Genomic DNA, 17,193 nt, shown 5'->3' on the forward strand with positions numbered 1-17,193 from the left:
CGGGAATGAGGGCGAGCGCCGGAGCGGCGAGTTTCAGCGAAAACCGCTCCACCGCCGTGAGCGGACCGGTGTTCCACGCCGAGCCCACGACAACGAGACCGGACACGCGCGCGGGAAAACGACGGACGAGTGCCTGCGCGAGGTTCCCGCCGAGCGAGTGCCCGACAAGGACCGGGCGATCGAGACCGAGATGGTCGAGCAGGGCACTCAGATCCTCGAGCGCGCTCGCCGCGGTGAACCGGACACCCGGCGCGAGGCTCGACTCGCCGTGGCCCCGCTGATCCCAGCTGACCACCCGGTGACCAGCCTCGTTCAGCGCCAGTGCCTGCGCATCGAACATCCGGTGGTCCATCCCGGCGCCGTGCGTGAAGACCACAGGACGCCCATCCCCCGCCAGGTCGCCGTACCGCAGCACCCCACCGTCACGACTGAGCACCCCATCTAAATTCATCATATTCTAAATATAGACCACATTATGCTGTGCATAGAACTACCTCAGCACTGGCGGGCTTCCTGCTCGAGCCTGACGGCGACGTCAATGTGAGGGCGGGCGGGCCATAGGGCTGAATCAGATCGCGCGCACAACTGGCCGGCTGAAGACGTGACTTTGTCAGGCGGGATCGCTCTGCGCCGGTCCGCGTCGCGCCTCGACCGCTCCGTCCGGACCGGGCCGGTCGGTGGTGAAGCCGACGGACCGCAGGATCCGCAGGGCTGCCTGGTTGGACTCACGAGTCGACGCACTCAGCGTCGCCACACCGGCCGCCGACGCCTCGTCGACCAGCAGCCGCACCGCCGCGGCGCCGAGGCCGCGACCCCGCGTCGAGCGTGCGAGCCAGATCCCCAGTTCCGCGGCCGTCTCGCCGGCGGGACCGGCTGCGAGGCGCACCGCCCCCACGATCATTCCTTCGGCACGAACAGCCCAGGTACGTTCCCGGCAGGGTCCGGCCAGACCGCCTCGACGGTCCTGATGGTAGGCGCGCAGCCAAGCGATCCGCTCGTCGCTCCACGAGCCGTCCGCCGTCAGCGGCGGCGTCACGTCGTCGGCCGAGGCATCCTCGACCGCGATCCTGACCAGGTCGTCAAGCACGACATCGTCCACCGCGACAAGTTCCACCGAGCCGGAACGGGTCACTGTCATGGGAAATGCTCCTCGTGGTCCAGGCTGGTTCAGCGGCAGCAGCACGCGTGGGGTGATGGCGACGAGGACGGCCTCGGCACGGCGCCGACCATAACGCGGTACGGCAAGACGGTCGAACGAATACCCGCTCTGGTCTCGGCTTGCGCGTCCTTCTCGTCATCACGACAGCGCTGTTCGCCGCCGCCGGCGACGCCATGTCGGCAGCTCAGGGATCCTTCCGGTTCCCGCGCAGGAACACGACCCAGTAGTAGCCACTGCCCAGCAGCAACACCGCGCCGAGGCCGACGTTGGCCCAGTTCTTCCAGTCCATCGGCCCCACATCGGTTACTCCCAGAATGAGCCAGACAGCCCCGAAAAGATCCCAAGTCACCGCCATGCGACGCGCTGACTTCGCATCCATGGTCGTTCTGCCCAGACGTCGTTTCTCGATTACCCGGATCTCTTGTACGACCAAACACTTTCCGTCAGCACCGTCGCAGTGAGGTGGCACCTCGACCCGTCGAGGTCACCAGCCGCGGTCAGCTCGGCAGGCCCGCCGAAAGGGTCGCCGGTGTTCGACCTGGCATCGGCTCCGGCCGTACAGCACGCCGGGTTATGATCCTCTTTCTGTCGCGCCGACGGTCTCACCCCGGCGAGCGCCACGAGCGATCAAGTCCGAGGAGCCGACGTCACCATGTCCCCCACCGGGTCACGCCACTGTCCTGCGCGCACGTCGAGTTCCCGGATCGATCGCAGTTCCCGGATCCCGATGCCACGGGCAGGCTTCGAACAGACGATCTGGCGCGACGACGCACTGGTCGTGGCCCTCCGCGGGGACTTCGACGCTACTAAGAAGACCTCGCTGAGCACCTGCCTCGCCGACGCGATCGCCGCCAAGCCCCGTGCCATCCTCGTCGACGCCACCACGATGACGTTCGGTTCCGCGGGCACCTTCTCGGAACTCCTGACCGCGTGCGCGGACGCACAGCGCGCTGGAGTACCTTTCGCGCTCCACACCGCCGCCTACGCCATCCTTCGCCCGCTGCTCACGCTCCGCCTCGGCTCCGACATGGTTGTGCACCGTCGGCCCTCCGACGCTCGCACGTGGCTCCGAAACGCGGGGCGCACTGATCACCGCGACAGGCCGGTCATGACGTTCACGCCCTGATCGGAACCTGCTGTTCGCACCAGGGTCGAGCACGGCGACCCGTCCCAGCGAGCACCTGGCCACGACGCTGAAAATGAGGATTCCTTTGGTGTGCCCGGATCTACCGAAGGACCGGGGCAACACGGCGAGACCGGTCAGCCGGGGATCTTGCCGAACAGATGCGCAGCGGGGGCGTCCGGGTCGTCGCCGTAGAAGAACTCCGCGAGCGCCCGGTGGAATTCGGTGCGATCCAGCCTTCCTGAGCCGTCCTCGTCCAACGCGTCGAAGACCGCGGCACAGTCCTTCTGGGACACATTGCCCGCCAGGCCGAAGATCTCCCCGAACTCCGCTCGGTCGACCTTGCCGTCGCCGTCGAGATCGATCAGGTCGAAGTAGCAGTCGGCCACCGGCCCGACCTGTTGCGGGTACAAGGCGGGATCGGCCAGCGTCCGCTGGAATCCCTCGGTCATCTCCCGCAGATCGACCTTCCCGTCACCGTCCTGGTCCATCGGCGCGATCACGGCGGTCCAGAACGCGTCCAGCCCCTCGGTCAGCCGGCGGGCGGTCGCGGGATCCGGCACGGCACCACGGGCAGCGATGTAACGCTCGCCCATCAACCGGACGTCCTGACGGGTGATCACCCCGTCGCCGTCGACGTCCGCACCTCTGAACCACTGGCGGTACTTGAGATCCCGAACTCCAGTCATGGCCACGCAAGGTATTCAAGTCTTCACGCGGTGTCCAGGGGTGCGACGAAGGGGGCGGTCGGATCATTCTTTCGGGTGGCAAGGCTTGGTGGTGAAAAGGCGAGTACCTCGGGAAGGGGTCCGTCGTAGGCCTCGACGTCGACCAGTGCGCTGAGAGCACTCGGCCCTTGAGACAGGCGCGAACACGGTCGATCCGCGGTGAGGACGTTCGGATTGCCGTGGCGGTCCAGTGTTCCGCTCAGGCCCGGTTGGACCGGATCCCACCACGCTCCGGTGGACAGTTGTATGACGCCTGGCATGACTTCGTCCGACAGGATCGCGCCCGCTAGACAGCTGCCTCGGTCGTTGTGGACGCGCACGATCATCCCGTTCTCGATGCCGCGCGACGCGGCGTCCGACGGATTGATCGTCACCGGTTCACGATCGCGGATCTTCGAACCGAGGCTGTGGCCACCGTTGTCGTACTGGCTGTGCAGGCGTGAGCCGGGCTGATTCGAGATCAGGTGCAGCGGGAACCGGGCCGACAGACCGGCACGAAGCCACTCTGCCGGTTCGAACCATTTCGGATGCCCGGCGCAGTCGTCGTAGCCGAACGAGTCGATCGTCTCCGAGAAGATCTCGATCCGACCCGACGGCGTCGTCAGGGGGAAACTTCGCGGATCCGAGCGGAGAGCCTCGAAACTGCCCGGAAACGGTCCGGTCAACGCCGGCAGTTCGGCGGTGGAGCTTCGCCAGAATTCGTCGAAGCCCGGCAATCCGGCATCGTCGCCGAGCTTGACCCTCGTCTGCTCGTAAAGATGCCGGACCCATTCGCTCTCCGAGCGCGACTCCGTGAACTCCCGCTCGAATCCGAGCCGAGAAGCCAAGGCGGCGAAAATCTGGTGATCGGTACGCGACTCCCCCGCCGGCTCGCGGACTTTCGGCATCGCGACGAGGTGCGGGTCCGAAAACCCGGCGGCGAAGTCGTCACGTTCCAGGCTGGTGGCGACGGGGAGGACGATGTCCGCGAACTTGGCCGTCGTGTTCCACCAGGCTTCGTGAACCACCACCGTGTCCGGGGTCTGCCAAGCGCGGGTCAACCGATGGAGATCCTGGTGGTGGTGGAACGGGTTCCCTCCGCACCAGTAGATCAGGCGGAGCTCGGGCAAAGTGAGGCGTCTGCCGTCGTAGTCGATCACCTCGCCCGGATGCAGCAGGGTATCGGCGATCCTCGCGACGGGAATGAAGTCCGGAACCGGGTTGGAAACCTCCGGTATCGTCGCCACGGAGGCACGGTCTCGGACAACGCCCGTCGCGTCCATCGTCGCGTAACCCGCGCCCCAGCCGCATCCAGGCCGACCCATCGAGCCCGCCATGGCGGCCAGCACGACAGACATCCAGATCGGTTGTTCGCCGTGGTCTGCCCGCTGCACCGCGTAATTCACCATGATGAGAGAACGCCGGGCGGTGAGGCGCCGAGCGAGGTCGATGATCGTGTCGTGACCGATGCCCGTGATCTTCGCCGCCCAGGAAGCGTCCTTCCGAATGCCGTCGAGTTCGCCGACCAGATAGGAGGCGAAGCGGTCGAACCCGACGCAGCACCGGCGAAGGAAGTCCTCATCGTGCCATCCGTTGACCAGCATCGTGTGTGCGATGCCGAGCATCGCGGCGGTGTCGGTGTTGGGGATGACGGGCAGCCATTCGGCGTCGAGGAAGTCGGCGACATCGCTGCGAAGGGGGCTGATGTTCACGAACCGCACTCCGGCCTCACGGCACCGGCGCTGCAGGTTCCGTGTCCGGTGCTTGGCCAGCCCACCGGGGTTGATTTGGCTGTTCTTCAGGGCCAGCCCGCCGAAAGCCACCACGAGCTCACAGTTTTCGGCTATCTCGTCCCACATCGGCATCCTGCTCTGGTAGCTCCACGGATGACCACCGATCACATGCGGGAGGATGACTTCCAAAGCTGCGGTGCTGTAGGTGTTGCGAGAATCGGTGTATCCCCCGCCCAACGCCAGGAACCGGTGGAGTTGTCCCTGCGCGTGGTGGAACCTGCCCGCACTCGCCCAGCCGTAGGATCCGCCGAACACCGCGTTGTTCCCGTGCTGTGAACGAACTCGGCGGAGTTCATCGCTCACCAGCGTGATCGCCTGCTCCCAGCTCACCTCCACAAAGGCATCGGTGCCTCTGTTCGCGCCGGGGACGCGCGGCTCGCCGTTCAGCCAGCCCTTGCGCACTGCCGGGCGCAACACCCGAGCGCCGTCGTCGGCCGCCGCCACCATTCCGGGGCCGATAGGCGAAGGCGAGGGATCGTCTTGCTTCGGCTCGATTCGCACCAATCGGCCGGAATCGACTACAGCGACGAAACTGCCCCAGTGCGTCGCAACCGACAAGCGCCGTTCCATGATGCATCAACTCCGGCTCTGAAGTTTTTCGATCCGGTGGGGAAAGTCCCCGCACTCCGGCGTGCCGGTGCGGTCCTCGGCCGACGACGTGCATCCACGGTAGCCCCGACCGGCGCGAGATTGAAGACGGTGAGGGACCGTCGCGGTCACGTGTGGATCGCAGGCCCGGGATCCGGAGTGACCCCGGTGGCGGTACTCGTGACCTGCCAGAGCTCGTTCGCGAGCCCCCGGTCCTTGGCGGCCGCCGAACGACGCGCCGGACCGGCCGCGCCGCGGATCTCGAACGGTCCGGCCGGGCCCAGGTAGTCGCCGCCATCGACCGGTCCCGTGGCGGCCATGAGCTGAGGTGCGATACCGGCGGCGACCGGCTGCGAGAGGTAGCGGTCCGGCAGCACGAGAAGGCGGGATCTCCACGTGCTCCCGCGGGCGAGGGCGTTGGTCAGCAGCTGTGACGTCGTCAGTCCCGGGTGAGCGGCGATCGACAGCACCGGGTCTCCGGCGGCGCGCAACCGTCGATCGAGCTCCGCGGCGAACAGGAGGTTCGCCAGTTTGGAGGCTCCGTAGGCGCGGGTCGGCGAGTAACGCCGGCGCTCCCAATGCAGGTCGGCCAGGTCGAGTCCACCGGTGCGGTGGCCGAGGCTCGACGTCGTCACGACCCGCGCGGGCCGCCCGCGGTCTCCGGCCGCTCGCAGCGCGGGCATCAGCAGCCAGGTCAGCGCGGCCGGGCCGAGGTGGTTGGTGCCGATCTGCAACTCGAACCCGTCCCGGGTCCGGCTGTGCGGCCCCAGCGACACCGCGGCGTTGTTGATCAGCACGTCGATCCGGTCCCCGGTGCGCTCCCGGATCTCCGCGGCGGCGGACCGTACCGAGGAAAGGTCGGCCAGGTCGAGCAAAACGGGTTCGGCCGACCCGGCGCCCTCGATCCCGGCTCGCACCTGGTCGACGGCCGCCGCTCCACGTTCGGCGTCGCGAACGGTCATCAGGATCCGGGCACCGGCCGCCGCCAGCGCACCGGAGAGGGCGAGGCCGAGGCCGGAGGTCGTCCCGGTGACGACGATGGTGCGGCCCGTCAGATCGGGCAACTCATATGACACTGTCATATGGATAGCCTGCCCAGTTCGGATGACACTGTCAACTAGAATGGCCGATGTGACACGCACCGAGACCGCCGAGGCCACGCGGCGAGCACTTGTCCGCGCCGCGTCCGAACTGCTCGACCAGGGCGGCCCTGACGCCGTGACCCTGCGCGCGGTCGGAGCCCGGGCCGGAGTCTCGCGAGGTGCGCCCTACGGGCACTTCGAGAACAAAGAACATCTGCTGGCCCAGCTCGCCATCAACACGTGGAGTTCCCTGGCGGACGACGTCGAGCACCTTCGCGCGAACCTCGAGTCCACTTCGGACATCCGGCTGGAGCGGGCCATTCTGGCGTTGATCGACGTCGCTCGCCGTCTACCGCACCGGTACGCGCTGATGTTCAGCGCTCCGGCCGATACGCCTGCCGCACTGGAGGCCGCGGGCCGGCTCGAAGGCGTATTCCTGGCCCTGGTCGCGGATGTTGTCGGCGAGTCCGACGCTCCTCGCTACGGCGCGCTGCTGATGTCGAGTGCGCACGGCATCGCGGGCATGGAACTCAGCGGTCATCTGGCGAAAGACAAGTGGCAGGTCAGCGTGGAGCAACTCGTGCACATGCTGATCGACGCGATCCGACGCGGATGACGGCGTCAGCTGTCTGCGAGATCCTGACCGAGGAGTTGTCCCGCGCGCTCGATGCAGCGCATCCGGGCGGGTGAGAAGTCGTACGGCATCTTGGTGAACGCTTCGAGGGCGCTCATCTGTGTGTCGCCTCCCTCATCCGGGTCTTCGTAGCTCTCGAAGAGCTTCTCCTCGTCCGCGTCCAGCCCGGCAGCCTCGATGGCCTGCCACACGGCCTTGTTATGGGTGTATCGCTGGATGGCAAGGTCTTCGACGCGCGGATCGTCCGGCTCGACACCGTCGTCGAGGGCGGCTTCGGCCAGATCGAGACGGTCTTCCTCGGCCCGCAGGTCGGGGTGGGTGGCCAGCGCGACGAACAGGCCGGCCTGGATGGCGGCGCCCAGCGGGCCGAAGATCCGTTCCGTGACCAGCAGGGCCTCCAGGTCGGAGGGGCGCAGCGCGCCAGGCGGCAGGTGACTGAGCCGGTCCGTCACCAGGTCGGAGAGCAGTCCCAGCGGGCTGCCCACGGCCCGCAGGCGCTGGACGGCCGCGCGCTGACGTCGGATGTTGGCCTCCTGTGCGGCCAGGGTTTCGTCCAGGAGGCCCAGGTTTTCCTCGATGTCCCGGGTTTCGTCGAACGCGGCCCGCATGTCGTCGAGCTTGATGCCGGCCTCTGCCATCTTGCGGATCCACAACAGACGGATCATGTCGTCGTAGCCGTAGCGGCGGCGGCCGTCCCCACCGCGCTCAGGCTCCCGAAGCAGGCCGATCTGGTGGTAGTGGCGGATGGCGCGCGGGGTCGTCCCAGCGAAAGCGGCGGCATCACCGATCTTGACGTGCCGGGGAGACGTGAAGGAAAGGTACATCGCAAACGGCGCCTCTCGTGCTGTGGTGCCTCCAAGGACAGCACATGCCGTAGCGGCATGTGCAATACGCCAAGCCGTCAACAACTTGTTGAAGTCACACGTGTTCCAAGAGAGAGAACTGGCAGTTCCCGCGTCTCAGGGCTAGTTTTCCCGAATGGACAGATCCTGGGGGATTCTCGCCGCGCTCAGTCTGCTGCTCGCGGCCTCGGCCTGCGGCGGTCCGGACGAAAGTCCCACGCCGCCACCTCCGTCGTCGACGAGCAAACCGCCGCCGAGCAAACCGGCCACCAGCAGCCCGCCGCCCACCTTCACCCCGGCGGTTTCCCCTCCGAAGGTGACCGCCGCCTGCCCGTTCCTCGGGGCAGGCGAACTCGCCCAGATCATCGGCACCTCGGGCATCGTCGCCAAGGAAGAACCTCCCGGAACGACCGACACGGCGCCGAAGTTCACCTGTGCCTACGGAACCGGCGATCCGCCGCGCGAATCGGCGCCACGGCTCTACTTCTTCGCTTTCACCAAAGCCGACCCGAACACTCCGGTCTCCACCACGGCCGAGAACTGCCCCGGCCCGAGTACACCGCTTCCCGGAGTCGGAGACGCCGCGATGTACTGCGAACTGGACGACTACTGGACCACGCTCGCCATCGCCAAGCGCGTCCACGGGGAGACGAGGATGGTGGACATCCATCTCCCCCACCATCGCGACGACGTCTACACCCAGGTGGCGAAGCTACTGGGTGAGCGACTGTGATCCCCGAGTCCTCCTTCTCCACCTTAAGAGGAGAAGTCTCGCGTCAGGGCCAGTCCGCCTCGATGCCGCGGGCACGCAACGTCTCCAGAGCCTCCTCGTTGCCCGTGTAGAGCAGAGTCATCGACTTCAGGTGGGGAAAGTGCCGCAGGTCGGCGAACTCGTCGACGTCGAACAGCCCGTCCTCGCCGTCCCAGTTCGGCGCGATCTCCAGGTAGATCTCGTTGCCGCCGTCCATCTCGATCTCGGTGATCTTCTCCGCGAGCTCGACAGGGACCTCGAGCGCCTCGAAGTAGGCCAGAGCCTCAGGTACCGCCTCGACGCTCCCGTCGTCGTAGGTGAAACCCTGCGCGGCGGCGTACTCCCGCAGGTTGAACTTCGGCAGGAGGTCTTGGTTGTACATCAGCTCTTGGACGACGGCGAGCTTGAAGTTGGTGTCGGCGAACGGGATCTGCTGACTCATACCCCGAACCCTATACGGCGTAACGCGGCCTGGTTTTGTCACGCCCGTCATCCCACCTCTCCGGCACCTGCTCACCTGCGTCAAGGTCGCCGGACCACTTTTTCTTCACAGGTAAGGAAAAACGGCCCCGACCCCTACAATCGCGACCATGTCTGAAGTGGAGCGATCGGCGAGGCGAGTGGCTGATTCCGACCGCGAAAGGGTGGCTCAGCTGCTGTACGAGGCCATGGGGGCGGGCCGGATCACCACCGCCGAGCTGGAGGCGAGACTCGACGCCGTCTACTCGGCGAAGACCTTCGCGGACTTCGAGCCGGTCGTCGCGGATCTCTCTCCGGTGAGCACCGACGCCGAGGACACACGAGGCGGGCGGTCCTCCATCGCCGTCATGTCGGGCACGCGGCGACGGTTCGACGGGCCCCTGCCGTCGAAACACGTCAGCCGCGCCTTCTGGGGAAGCGTGCGCCTCGATCTGCGGCACGCCGAGATCACCGCCGATTCCTGCACGATCAGGGCCGTCGCGATCATGGGCGGCGTCACGATCGTGGTCCCGGAGGACTTCGTCGTCGACGTCCGGGGAATCGGGCTCATGGGCGGCTTCGGGACCGGTCGCAGCCGGACACGGCCACGGCCCGCGATCGGTGCGCCGGTGCTGCGCGTCACCGGTTTCGCCTGGTGGGGCTCGGTGAAGGTGATCCGGAAGGCCCGCGATTCGCGGCGCAAGACGATCAGGGGAGTTTCGCGAACGTAGTCGCGCCGGGCAGGTGCGTCCTGCTCTCCGAGCCGGCCGGACGGAATTCGGGATCGATTCAGTGATTCTCTGCTAGTCTCCCGGATGTCTCGCGGCTCACTGGGGTGCCGCGCACCGCAGCCGATACGCCGTGGCCGTCTCGGGCCCGGTGTTCCGGCGCGACTCATCGAGGAGCGAGAAATGACCGTCATCACCCGGGTCCACGGCCGCCAGATCCTCGACAGCCGGGGCAACCCGACCGTCGAGGTCGACGTCGAACTGGCGGACGGCTCGCTCGGCCGGGCTGCCGTTCCGTCGGGCGCCTCCACCGGGACCAAGGAAGCGGTCGAACTCCGCGACGGGGACAAGACCCGCTTCCACGGCAAGGGTGTGCGCAAGGCCGTCGACGCCGTCAACTCCGAGATCGCCGAAGCGATCGTCGGACGCGACGCGGAGGCGCAGGCCGACGTCGACCGCGCGCTGATCGCGCTGGACGGCACCGCGAACAAGGCCCGGCTCGGCGCCAACGCCACCCTCGGCGTCTCGCTCGCCGTGGCCAAAGCCGCAGCGGCTGCCAGGAACCTCCCGCTGTACCGCTATGTCGGTGGCGTGTCCGCGCATCTGCTGCCGATGCCGATGATGAACATCATCAACGGCGGTGCCCACGCGGACAACCCGATCGACTTCCAGGAGTTCATGATCGGCCCGCTCGGCGCCGAGACCTTCACCGACGCCGTCCGGATGGGTTCGGAGGTGTTCCACACCTTGCGCGCCTCGCTCCACGAAGCCGGGCACAGCACCAATGTCGGCGACGAAGGCGGCTTCGCGCCGAACCTCAACTCCGCCGACGAGGCGCTCGAGTTCGTGCTGCGCGCGATCGAGAAGTCCGGTTACACCCCCGGCGAAGACATCGCCCTGCTGCTCGACCCGGCCGCGTCCGAGTTCTACACCGGCGACGTCTACGACTACACCGGGGAAGGCCGCAAGCGCAGCGTCGAGGAGCACGTGGCCTACCTCGCCGACCTGACCTCGCGCTACCCCATCGTGTCCATTGAGGACGGTATCGCCCAGGACGATTTCACCGGCTGGGAGCAGCTCACCGGCGCCATCGGCGACCGCGTTCAGCTCGTCGGCGACGATGTGTTCTGTACCAACGTGAAACTGCTGGAGGACGGTATCGAGCGCGGCATCGCGAACTCGATCCTGGTCAAGGTCAACCAGATCGGGACGCTCACCGAAACCCTCACCACGGTCGAGACCGCGCACAAGGCAGGCTACTCCGTGGTGATGTCCCACCGCTCCGGCGAAACCGAGGACACCACCATCGCCGATCTCGCCGTCGCCACCAACTGCGGCCAGATCAAAACCGGCTCGCTGTCGCGCTCCGACCGCACGGCCAAGTACAACCAGCTCCTCCGCATCGAAGAGGAACTCGGCACCGAGGCCCGCTACGCCGGGGCAACCACCATCAGGGGCCGCCGCCGGTCATGAGGCGGGCTTGTCCCCCAGTTGCTCGAGGCGGGCCATCTCCACGTCCAGGGAGGTTTGCGCGCGGCTCAAGGCCTCCGAGCTGTAGTGGCCGCTCGACCGCGCACGCTGGAGGCGCTCGGACTGCTCGGTGAGGACGCGCAACCGCAGCCGTAGATACTGGAACACGTTTTCGGCCTGATCCGGTTCCGGGCGGCCGGCCCGGGCTCCGGACGGGACGCGCACATCCGACCGCACCCGGTCCAGGACCCGCTCGCTGAACGGCCCGTTGCCAGGGTCTTCCAGCGCCGGATCGTCCAAAAAGGACTTGGCCGCCTCGGTCAGCTCGGTCATGAGACCGACGTACTCCCGGCGCAACCGGTCCGGATCCTCCTCGGGTACTCGTGCCGCGCGGATGACCGCCGGGAGCGTCAAACCCTGGACGAGCAGCGTCGTGGTCGCCACCACGTAGGCGATCAGGACCAGCAGCGCGCGATCCGGCGTGTCCTGCGGAAGGGTCTGCGCCGCGGCCAGGGTGATCGCCCCGCGCATCCCCGCCCAGCCGAGCACCACGCCGCCACGCCAGCCCAGGGTCTCGGTGAGCCGGAACTCGACGTCCGCGGCGGCACGATCGAGCCGTTTCCGGAGGTTCTCCACCCGCCGCGGTGATGCTTTGTCCAGGCGCTCGGTGACGGCGGGATGGGACTCGTCGCCCCGAAGAACCGCTTGGGTCGTTTCCAAGCGAGGCTTGAATCGCGCCGCTCTTCGTTGTTCGCGGTACAGACCCGCGACGAGCGGTCCGACGAAGACGATGCGCGCGACGATGACGAGCGCCGAGGCGGCCAGGCCGATGAGGAGCGCACGCCAAGCGCTCGAGCCGTCCTCGTGCACCTCGTCGACGAGGGTTTTGACGCTGAGTCCCATGAGCAGGAACATCCCGCTCTCCAGCAGGAAGGCCACGGTGCGCCAGTTGACGGTCTCGGCGAGACGATCCGTCGCGCGCAGGTGCCGCGGGGCGAGGTGACCGGTCACCAGTCCGGCGACGACGACGGCGAGGATGCCCGAGGCGCCCGCCTCTTCGGCGGGCAGGAAGGCGATGAACGGGACCACGAAGGAGATAGCGGTGTTGAGCACGGCGTTGCCCAGCAACGCGCGCACCCGGACGTTGACGACTCCGACCAGGAGCCCGATCCCGACCGCCACGGCGACCGCGTAGAAGAACTCCCCCACGATGCCCCAGACGGACACCGACCCGGCGACCGCCGCGACGGCGGACCGCAGCAGCACGAGCGCGGAGGCGTCGTTGACGAGCCCTTCGCCTTCGAGGACGGTCAGAAGCCGGGGCGGCAAGCCGAGCCGCCGTCCCACCGAAGTCGCCGCGACGGCGTCGGTGGGGCTGATGACCGCGCCGAGCGCGAACGCGGCGGGCCAGCCGATATCCGGGATCAGCCAGTGGAACAGCCAGCCCGCGCCCAGTGTCGACCCCACCACGAGCAGGACCGCGAGGCCGGTGATCGGCCGGATGTTCCGCCGGAAGTCGACCATCGGCATGTTCACCGCCGCCGAATACAGCAGCGGGGGCAGCACCCCCGCGAGGATCAGCTCGGGCTCCACCTCCGGGTGCGGGACGCCCGGCAGGAAGCTCAGGCCGATGCCGACCAGCACGAGGCTCAGCGGCGCGGCCAGGTTGAGCCGCTCGGAGAACGCGGCCACGGCCACGATGCTGATGACACCGAGCACGACGACGAGGGTCAGGTCCACAGGCTGTACGGATCCTCTCGCGGCTCAGGACGTCACTGGAGTGGAGCGTGTCCATTGGTGACACGACATCGCCGGGCCCGCAAGTCGGGAACAGCCGCCCCTCCGGTGTCAACCTGAGGTTGACGAAACCGGGCTAGTCAACCTAGGGTTGACGACATGACACAGGCAAACCCGCCGGTCAGGCTCGACGACCTGATCACGGCGATCACCAAGAACCACACCGACGCCCTCGACCAACTTGCCGGAGCGATGCTGATGGCCGATCACATCGGTGAGGTCGCCGACCATCTCATCGGCCACTTCGTCGACCAGGCCCGTCGTTCGGGCGCGTCCTGGACCGACATCGGCCGCAGCATGGGCGTCACCAAACAGGCCGCGCAGAAACGGTTCGTCGGCAAACCCGACGCCAACCCGTCGCACAGTTTCGAGAAGTTCTCCCAGCCCGCCCGCGCCGCGGTCATCTCCAGCATGCAAGAGGCCAAGCTGGCGGGCAACGCCGAGATCATCCCCGCGCATCTCGTCCTCAGCCTGCTCGGCACCGAGGGCACCGCGGCCGATGCCTTGCGGGCGCAGAATGTCGATCTCGACCGCGCACGGGAAACGGTGGTCGCGACCCTGCCGCCACGCACCGACGCCGATCCGGTGATGATTCCGTACGACGCCCGTGCGAAGAAAGCGCTCGAGCTGACCTTCCGGACGGCCTTGCGGCTCGACGACGACGGCGTCGGCACCGGCCATATCCTTTTGGCATTGCTGGAAGTAGAGAACGGCACCGGGTTGCTGTCCTCACTGGGCGTCGACGCGGCGGCCGCCGAGAGGTTCGTCGCGGACGCCGCCGACGAGCCGCCGTCGAACCCCGGCGGAACGGCCTGACCTGGTCTGTCTCCCCTATCCGGATTTCCGGATCAGGCTGGTGTAGCCGGCGATCGCCAATGTCGCGAGCCCCCAGATGAGGGCCTGCAGTAGCCAGATCGCGGCGGTGAACCACTGGCCCGCCGGAACAGAGGTGTCCATGTCGCACCGCGCGCGGACACCGGCGGGCGCGAGCGGAAGACCCCGATCGATTCCCAGTCCGATCAGTTCTATGGACGAACAAGCGGTACCGGGCGGGCTGCCGGACGCAGTCGTGCGTTCGGCGGCGTGGTGCCCGGGAGTGGTCGGCCAGTGCCCGGCCCACCAGCAGAGCAAACCGGCGAGGAGCAGCGCGCCGAGCAGGATTACAGCCAGCCTTCGGGCCCGGTAGCCGTATCCGGCCACCGCTCCCCATAGAGCGTGCAACGCCCGGGTGGCGGGCGAACCGATCCCGCCTCGCGCACGCAGGTCGTCCTGCTGGACGATGAGTACCTGACGCGCGTTGCCCTCGTGACCGCTCGACCGTTGCAGTGCCGCCAGCGCCTGGTACGGCGACGGCCGATACGACGTCGTGTGACGGCGCAACAGGTGTAACCATTCTTGCCAGTGGATACTCGGCAGAGATCCGTAAGCACAGTGTTCGACGTCGACCTTTCTCGCGTCACGGCAGTTCTTTCTCTTGTCTCCGCAGATCAGTGACCGCGGAAAGAACAGGCCCGCCCCCGCCGTGGTGCGCTGAAGGTCGACCACCACGCCGGAAGTCCCGTTGTCCAGCAAGGCACCCGTGAACGCCAGGGATCCGGTGATGTGCCCCGACCGCATGCGCACGGTGGCCGCGTCACCCATCCCGGAAGCGATGAATCCACGGCTGAAATGGACATAGCCCTCGATGTGCATCCGATCGGCGAGGAACGCGGGCCCGGATCGGTTCACCAGCGTCGCCTCGATGAGTTCCAAGGAGCCGTAGATGTGCGCACCGGTCAGGCGGACCGCGCCGTGCTCGCCCGCGCCGGTCGCCGTGAAACCGTCTCGCAGGAAGATCCCGCTCCCGACACGGATGTTGACGGCGCTGAGCGCCGGCCCCGAGTCGTTGCTGACCTGACCACCGCTCATCCGCAAGAATCCGGTGATGTCGGCTCCTCTCAACTGCACGGTTCCCCTGTCGTCACCGCTGTCCGCTCGAAATCCGTCTCCCATGACGAGGTTCCCCTCGACGCGGAGGCCACTGGCCAGAACGCCGGGAACGTGACTTCCGGAGAGATCCACGCGAGGGAGCCGCGCGTCCTCCAGGTGGACGGGATGTTCGATGAAGCAGTGCCGTAACGCCAGGGACGTGGTGGTGCGGACCAGTTCCAGATCGAGCACCCCGGTGACACGTGCCGCTTGCAGGCGGACCCCACGGGGATCGATCTCACCGTGCCTTCCGATCAGCAGTTCGCGAATCAGTTCGCCGCGAACGGAATAGGAGGGGTCGGCCGAGTTCGCCAGCTCCCCGACCGTCAGGTCCCCGCAGTTGTGGACCACACCGCGTCGTGAAGCCGCGATCAAGGCCGATTCGTTGTCGGTCGGATCCATCGTCATGACCGGACACTTTCCTGGATGTACGACGGCAGCGAAAGCCACCATCGAACCGACCCGCGGACTCGCGCCGGGATCTCCGGACAGGTCGAAACCCGGGTGAGGGCAGGCCTGTTCCCGGCCATGCCCATCGCGTAGACCAGGCGGTCGAGGAGCGATATCGCAGCACTCCCCGGCGTCTGGCGGTAAGTCTCGAGAGCACGTGTCAGTGCTGCCTGCCAGAAGCCGTCCGGACTGGTTCCTCCGATGTGACCGAGCGCGGAGGCGCCGGCGTCGCGGATGGCCACCGGCACCATCGGGTTCAGGACAAGTCTCTCGACGTCCCTGCGCTCGGACGGCCCTCCGATCACCCGCAAGGCCTCGATGAGTGGAACAGCCCAGTCCGTGGACCGCTGATGACGACGTAAAACCTCGGACAGCTCACGCGCGACCGGAACCCTGTAGTTGGTGCTGTAGATCATGAACTGGGCGTACAGGCGCTGATCGAAGACGTCGGCGAAAAGGGTCTCGCAGAGGAGTTGGCGCAGGACTTCGTCGCCCCACGCCTCAGGGGTGGTTGCCGCGATCGTGGCCACCACGTCATCGGCGAACACCTCTTTGGCTGTGTCCAGTTCTCGGGACAGTTGGTCCCAGATACGGGCGGGGACGCATCTGCGCATATCGAGAGGCAACAGCCTGAGCACGGCCCCCGCGAGAGCGGTCGTACGAGCGGGGATCCGCCCGGACAACAGCTGGGTGACGATGTCGCAGACGACGACCAGGTGCCCGTGTTTGAAGTGGCCCTGTCTGACCTTGCGGATACAAGCAAGGAGCGCGCCGGTGAAAGTACGGTCCGTCAGCGGTGAGCTGAGATGGCGGACCACCAGATCCGAAGCCTGCGGCGCCGCCGTCGAGTCCAGCACCGAGACGGTGCCGACCATGCTTTGGACCCCGCGATCAGCCGAAGCCGACGCCGCCGACGCGATCGCCGCGGAGCCGCCGATCGGGTGCGCGAGCAATCGCTGGAATCCTTCGGCGCGGTGCATCCAGTGCACACCGTCGGAGACCGCCATTTCGACCAGCAGGCGTTCCGACAGCGTTTCCCAGGTGCGCCGCGGACTCACGATCGCGTAAGGCTTCCGGCAGAGCAGGCCGGTGAGCATGTTCCATTGAGGGCCGCTGACGTTCCCGCCCGTGACCACCGAGTCGATCAGTTCGTCAAGCCGACGGGCCACCAGGTCGTCGTCGATCTCGCCACGGGCGATCAGCGGCGCCGCCTCGGCGGTGCTCCGGTAGTAGCGGGCGACCGTGTCGGCCACCGCGACCAGTGACTCGTTACCGTGACCGAGAACGTTTTCGTAGCCTCGTATGGCTGCGAAAGTCGCGGCCGACGTGCCACTTTCCCAGCGGGAAAAGGTACTGATCGATGGCGGGGCACCGAAAACGACATCGTCCCACTCCGCGGCGAAACTTCTGAGCCTGCGGATTTCCGCCCTGGGTGAATGGATGCGATTGACCCGCAGCAGCCAGCCGATCCGCTGATAGGGCCGCAGTGCGGCCAGGGGTCTTCGTGGTGAGGTCACGTGGGTTGCTTACCCCTTCACCTTGGACGGCGTAAGCCGCCGTTCTGGTACTCCCGCGCGTCGCGGCCTTACCGCGACGCGCGGGATCGAGGACTCAGTAGGCCGTGTTGGCGCCCCAGAGGTAG

General features: G+C 67.2%; 17 protein-coding genes. 7 read left to right on the plus strand and 10 right to left on the minus strand.

Annotated elements, in window-relative coordinates:
- Positions 1-454 (minus strand): alpha/beta fold hydrolase (locus ACLJPX_RS37750; RefSeq protein ID WP_410605082.1); only part of this gene is annotated, 454 nt, incomplete at its 3' end.
- A gap of 156 nt (positions 455-610) precedes the next feature.
- Entirely contained in the window at positions 611-1,138 is a 528-nt protein-coding gene (locus tag ACLJPX_RS37755) for a GNAT family N-acetyltransferase (protein WP_410605083.1), read from the minus strand.
- A gap of 748 nt (positions 1,139-1,886) precedes the next feature.
- On the opposite strand from ACLJPX_RS37755, the gene ACLJPX_RS37760 reads away from it, so the two are divergent.
- Positions 1,887-2,285: an STAS domain-containing protein gene (locus ACLJPX_RS37760; protein WP_410605084.1), complete on the plus strand. Its 399-nt coding sequence runs from the start codon at positions 1,887-1,889 to the stop codon at positions 2,283-2,285.
- 134 nt (positions 2,286-2,419) lie between these two features.
- Here ACLJPX_RS37760 and ACLJPX_RS37765 read toward each other — a convergent pair whose 3' ends face one another.
- The 3 genes from ACLJPX_RS37765 to ACLJPX_RS37775 all read right to left on the minus strand — a co-directional run bounded on the left by ACLJPX_RS37765 (position 2,420) and on the right by ACLJPX_RS37775 (position 6,452).
- The gene (locus tag ACLJPX_RS37765) at positions 2,420-2,971 is read right to left on the minus strand and encodes an EF-hand domain-containing protein (protein ID WP_410605085.1); all 552 of its coding nucleotides are present in this window, start codon (positions 2,969-2,971) and stop codon (positions 2,420-2,422) included.
- Positions 2,972-2,994: 23 nt separating this feature from the next.
- On the minus strand, positions 2,995-5,352 hold the full coding sequence (locus ACLJPX_RS37770) for a molybdopterin-dependent oxidoreductase (RefSeq protein WP_410605086.1): 2,358 nt from the start codon (positions 5,350-5,352) through the stop codon (positions 2,995-2,997).
- 146 nt (positions 5,353-5,498) lie between these two features.
- The gene (locus ACLJPX_RS37775) at positions 5,499-6,452 is read right to left on the minus strand and encodes an SDR family NAD(P)-dependent oxidoreductase (protein WP_410605087.1); all 954 of its coding nucleotides are present in this window, start codon (positions 6,450-6,452) and stop codon (positions 5,499-5,501) included.
- A 40-nt stretch (positions 6,453-6,492) separates the two neighbouring features.
- Here ACLJPX_RS37775 and ACLJPX_RS37780 point away from each other — a divergent pair, with 40 nt between their 5' ends.
- Entirely contained in the window at positions 6,493-7,068 is a 576-nt protein-coding gene (locus tag ACLJPX_RS37780; protein WP_410605088.1) for a TetR/AcrR family transcriptional regulator, read from the plus strand.
- A 5-nt stretch (positions 7,069-7,073) separates the two neighbouring features.
- Here the strand turns inward: ACLJPX_RS37780 and ACLJPX_RS37785 are convergent, their stop codons facing one another.
- A complete protein-coding gene (locus ACLJPX_RS37785) occupies positions 7,074-7,910 on the minus strand; it encodes a MerR family transcriptional regulator (protein WP_410605089.1) in 837 nt (278 codons plus the stop codon).
- 154 nt (positions 7,911-8,064) lie between these two features.
- Between ACLJPX_RS37785 and ACLJPX_RS37790 the strand changes: the two genes are divergently transcribed.
- Entirely contained in the window at positions 8,065-8,661 is a 597-nt protein-coding gene (locus ACLJPX_RS37790) for a hypothetical protein (RefSeq protein WP_410605090.1), read from the plus strand.
- A gap of 43 nt (positions 8,662-8,704) precedes the next feature.
- On the opposite strand, the gene ACLJPX_RS37795 is transcribed toward ACLJPX_RS37790, so the two are convergent.
- Positions 8,705-9,121 carry a DUF6892 domain-containing protein gene (locus tag ACLJPX_RS37795; RefSeq protein WP_410605091.1) on the minus strand — a complete coding sequence of 139 codons (417 nt, stop codon included), beginning with the start codon at positions 9,119-9,121 and terminating at the stop codon, positions 8,705-8,707.
- A gap of 148 nt (positions 9,122-9,269) precedes the next feature.
- Between ACLJPX_RS37795 and ACLJPX_RS37800 the strand changes: the two genes are divergently transcribed.
- Entirely contained in the window at positions 9,270-9,869 is a 600-nt protein-coding gene (locus ACLJPX_RS37800) for a DUF1707 domain-containing protein (RefSeq protein ID WP_410605092.1), read from the plus strand.
- Between the two features lie 180 nt (positions 9,870-10,049).
- Entirely contained in the window at positions 10,050-11,339 is a 1,290-nt protein-coding gene (gene eno, locus ACLJPX_RS37805; protein ID WP_410605093.1) for a phosphopyruvate hydratase, read from the plus strand.
- Here the strand turns inward: eno and ACLJPX_RS37810 are convergent.
- Complete coding sequence (locus tag ACLJPX_RS37810) at positions 11,334-13,076, minus strand: cation:proton antiporter (RefSeq protein ID WP_410605094.1); 1,743 nt, start codon at positions 13,074-13,076, stop codon at positions 11,334-11,336. The genes eno and ACLJPX_RS37810 overlap by 6 nt on opposite strands.
- 156 nt (positions 13,077-13,232) lie before the next feature.
- On the opposite strand from ACLJPX_RS37810, the gene ACLJPX_RS37815 reads away from it, so the two are divergent.
- Positions 13,233-13,949: a Clp protease N-terminal domain-containing protein gene (locus tag ACLJPX_RS37815; protein WP_410605095.1), complete on the plus strand. Its 717-nt coding sequence runs from the start codon at positions 13,233-13,235 to the stop codon at positions 13,947-13,949.
- 15 nt (positions 13,950-13,964) lie between these two features.
- On the opposite strand, the gene ACLJPX_RS37820 is transcribed toward ACLJPX_RS37815, so the two are convergent.
- On the minus strand, positions 13,965-15,509 hold the full coding sequence (locus ACLJPX_RS37820; protein ID WP_410605096.1) for a hypothetical protein: 1,545 nt from the start codon (positions 15,507-15,509) through the stop codon (positions 13,965-13,967).
- Positions 15,506-16,804 (minus strand): hypothetical protein, encoded by a 1,299-nt coding sequence (locus ACLJPX_RS37825; RefSeq protein ID WP_410605097.1) that lies wholly within the window; start codon positions 16,802-16,804, stop codon positions 15,506-15,508. Before ACLJPX_RS37825 ends, ACLJPX_RS37820 begins: the two co-directional genes overlap by 4 nt.
- Before the next feature lie 49 nt (positions 16,805-16,853).
- On the opposite strand from ACLJPX_RS37825, the gene ACLJPX_RS37830 reads away from it, so the two are divergent.
- Complete coding sequence (locus ACLJPX_RS37830) at positions 16,854-17,027, plus strand: hypothetical protein (protein WP_410605098.1); 174 nt, start codon at positions 16,854-16,856, stop codon at positions 17,025-17,027.
- Positions 17,028-17,193 lie beyond the last annotated feature (166 nt).

Source organism: Amycolatopsis sp. lyj-90, assembly GCF_046549035.1.
GTDB lineage: Bacteria > Actinomycetota > Actinomycetes > Mycobacteriales > Pseudonocardiaceae > Amycolatopsis.

What these genes read in the sequence shown, in the direction of transcription:
- eno (WP_410605093.1), top strand. Translation starts at nt 10,050, where the DNA reads ATGACCGTCATCACCCGGGTCCACGGCCGCCAGATCCTCGACAGCCGG.
- ACLJPX_RS37830 (WP_410605098.1), top strand. Translation starts at nt 16,854, where the DNA reads ATGGCTGCGAAAGTCGCGGCCGACGTGCCACTTTCCCAGCGGGAAAAG.
- ACLJPX_RS37820 (WP_410605096.1), bottom strand. Translation starts at nt 15,509, where the DNA reads ATGACGATGGATCCGACCGACAACGAATCGGCCTTGATCGCGGCTTCA.
- ACLJPX_RS37800 (WP_410605092.1), top strand. Translation starts at nt 9,270, where the DNA reads ATGTCTGAAGTGGAGCGATCGGCGAGGCGAGTGGCTGATTCCGACCGC.
- ACLJPX_RS37765 (WP_410605085.1), bottom strand. Translation starts at nt 2,971, where the DNA reads ATGACTGGAGTTCGGGATCTCAAGTACCGCCAGTGGTTCAGAGGTGCG.
- ACLJPX_RS37795 (WP_410605091.1), bottom strand. Translation starts at nt 9,121, where the DNA reads ATGAGTCAGCAGATCCCGTTCGCCGACACCAACTTCAAGCTCGCCGTC.
- ACLJPX_RS37780 (WP_410605088.1), top strand. Translation starts at nt 6,493, where the DNA reads ATGGCCGATGTGACACGCACCGAGACCGCCGAGGCCACGCGGCGAGCA.
- ACLJPX_RS37760 (WP_410605084.1), top strand. Translation starts at nt 1,887, where the DNA reads ATGCCACGGGCAGGCTTCGAACAGACGATCTGGCGCGACGACGCACTG.
- ACLJPX_RS37755 (WP_410605083.1), bottom strand. Translation starts at nt 1,138, where the DNA reads ATGACAGTGACCCGTTCCGGCTCGGTGGAACTTGTCGCGGTGGACGAT.
- ACLJPX_RS37785 (WP_410605089.1), bottom strand. Translation starts at nt 7,910, where the DNA reads ATGTACCTTTCCTTCACGTCTCCCCGGCACGTCAAGATCGGTGATGCC.
- ACLJPX_RS37775 (WP_410605087.1), bottom strand. Translation starts at nt 6,452, where the DNA reads ATGACAGTGTCATATGAGTTGCCCGATCTGACGGGCCGCACCATCGTC.
- ACLJPX_RS37770 (WP_410605086.1), bottom strand. Translation starts at nt 5,352, where the DNA reads ATGGAACGGCGCTTGTCGGTTGCGACGCACTGGGGCAGTTTCGTCGCT.
- ACLJPX_RS37790 (WP_410605090.1), top strand. Translation starts at nt 8,065, where the DNA reads ATGGACAGATCCTGGGGGATTCTCGCCGCGCTCAGTCTGCTGCTCGCG.
- ACLJPX_RS37815 (WP_410605095.1), top strand. Translation starts at nt 13,233, where the DNA reads ATGACACAGGCAAACCCGCCGGTCAGGCTCGACGACCTGATCACGGCG.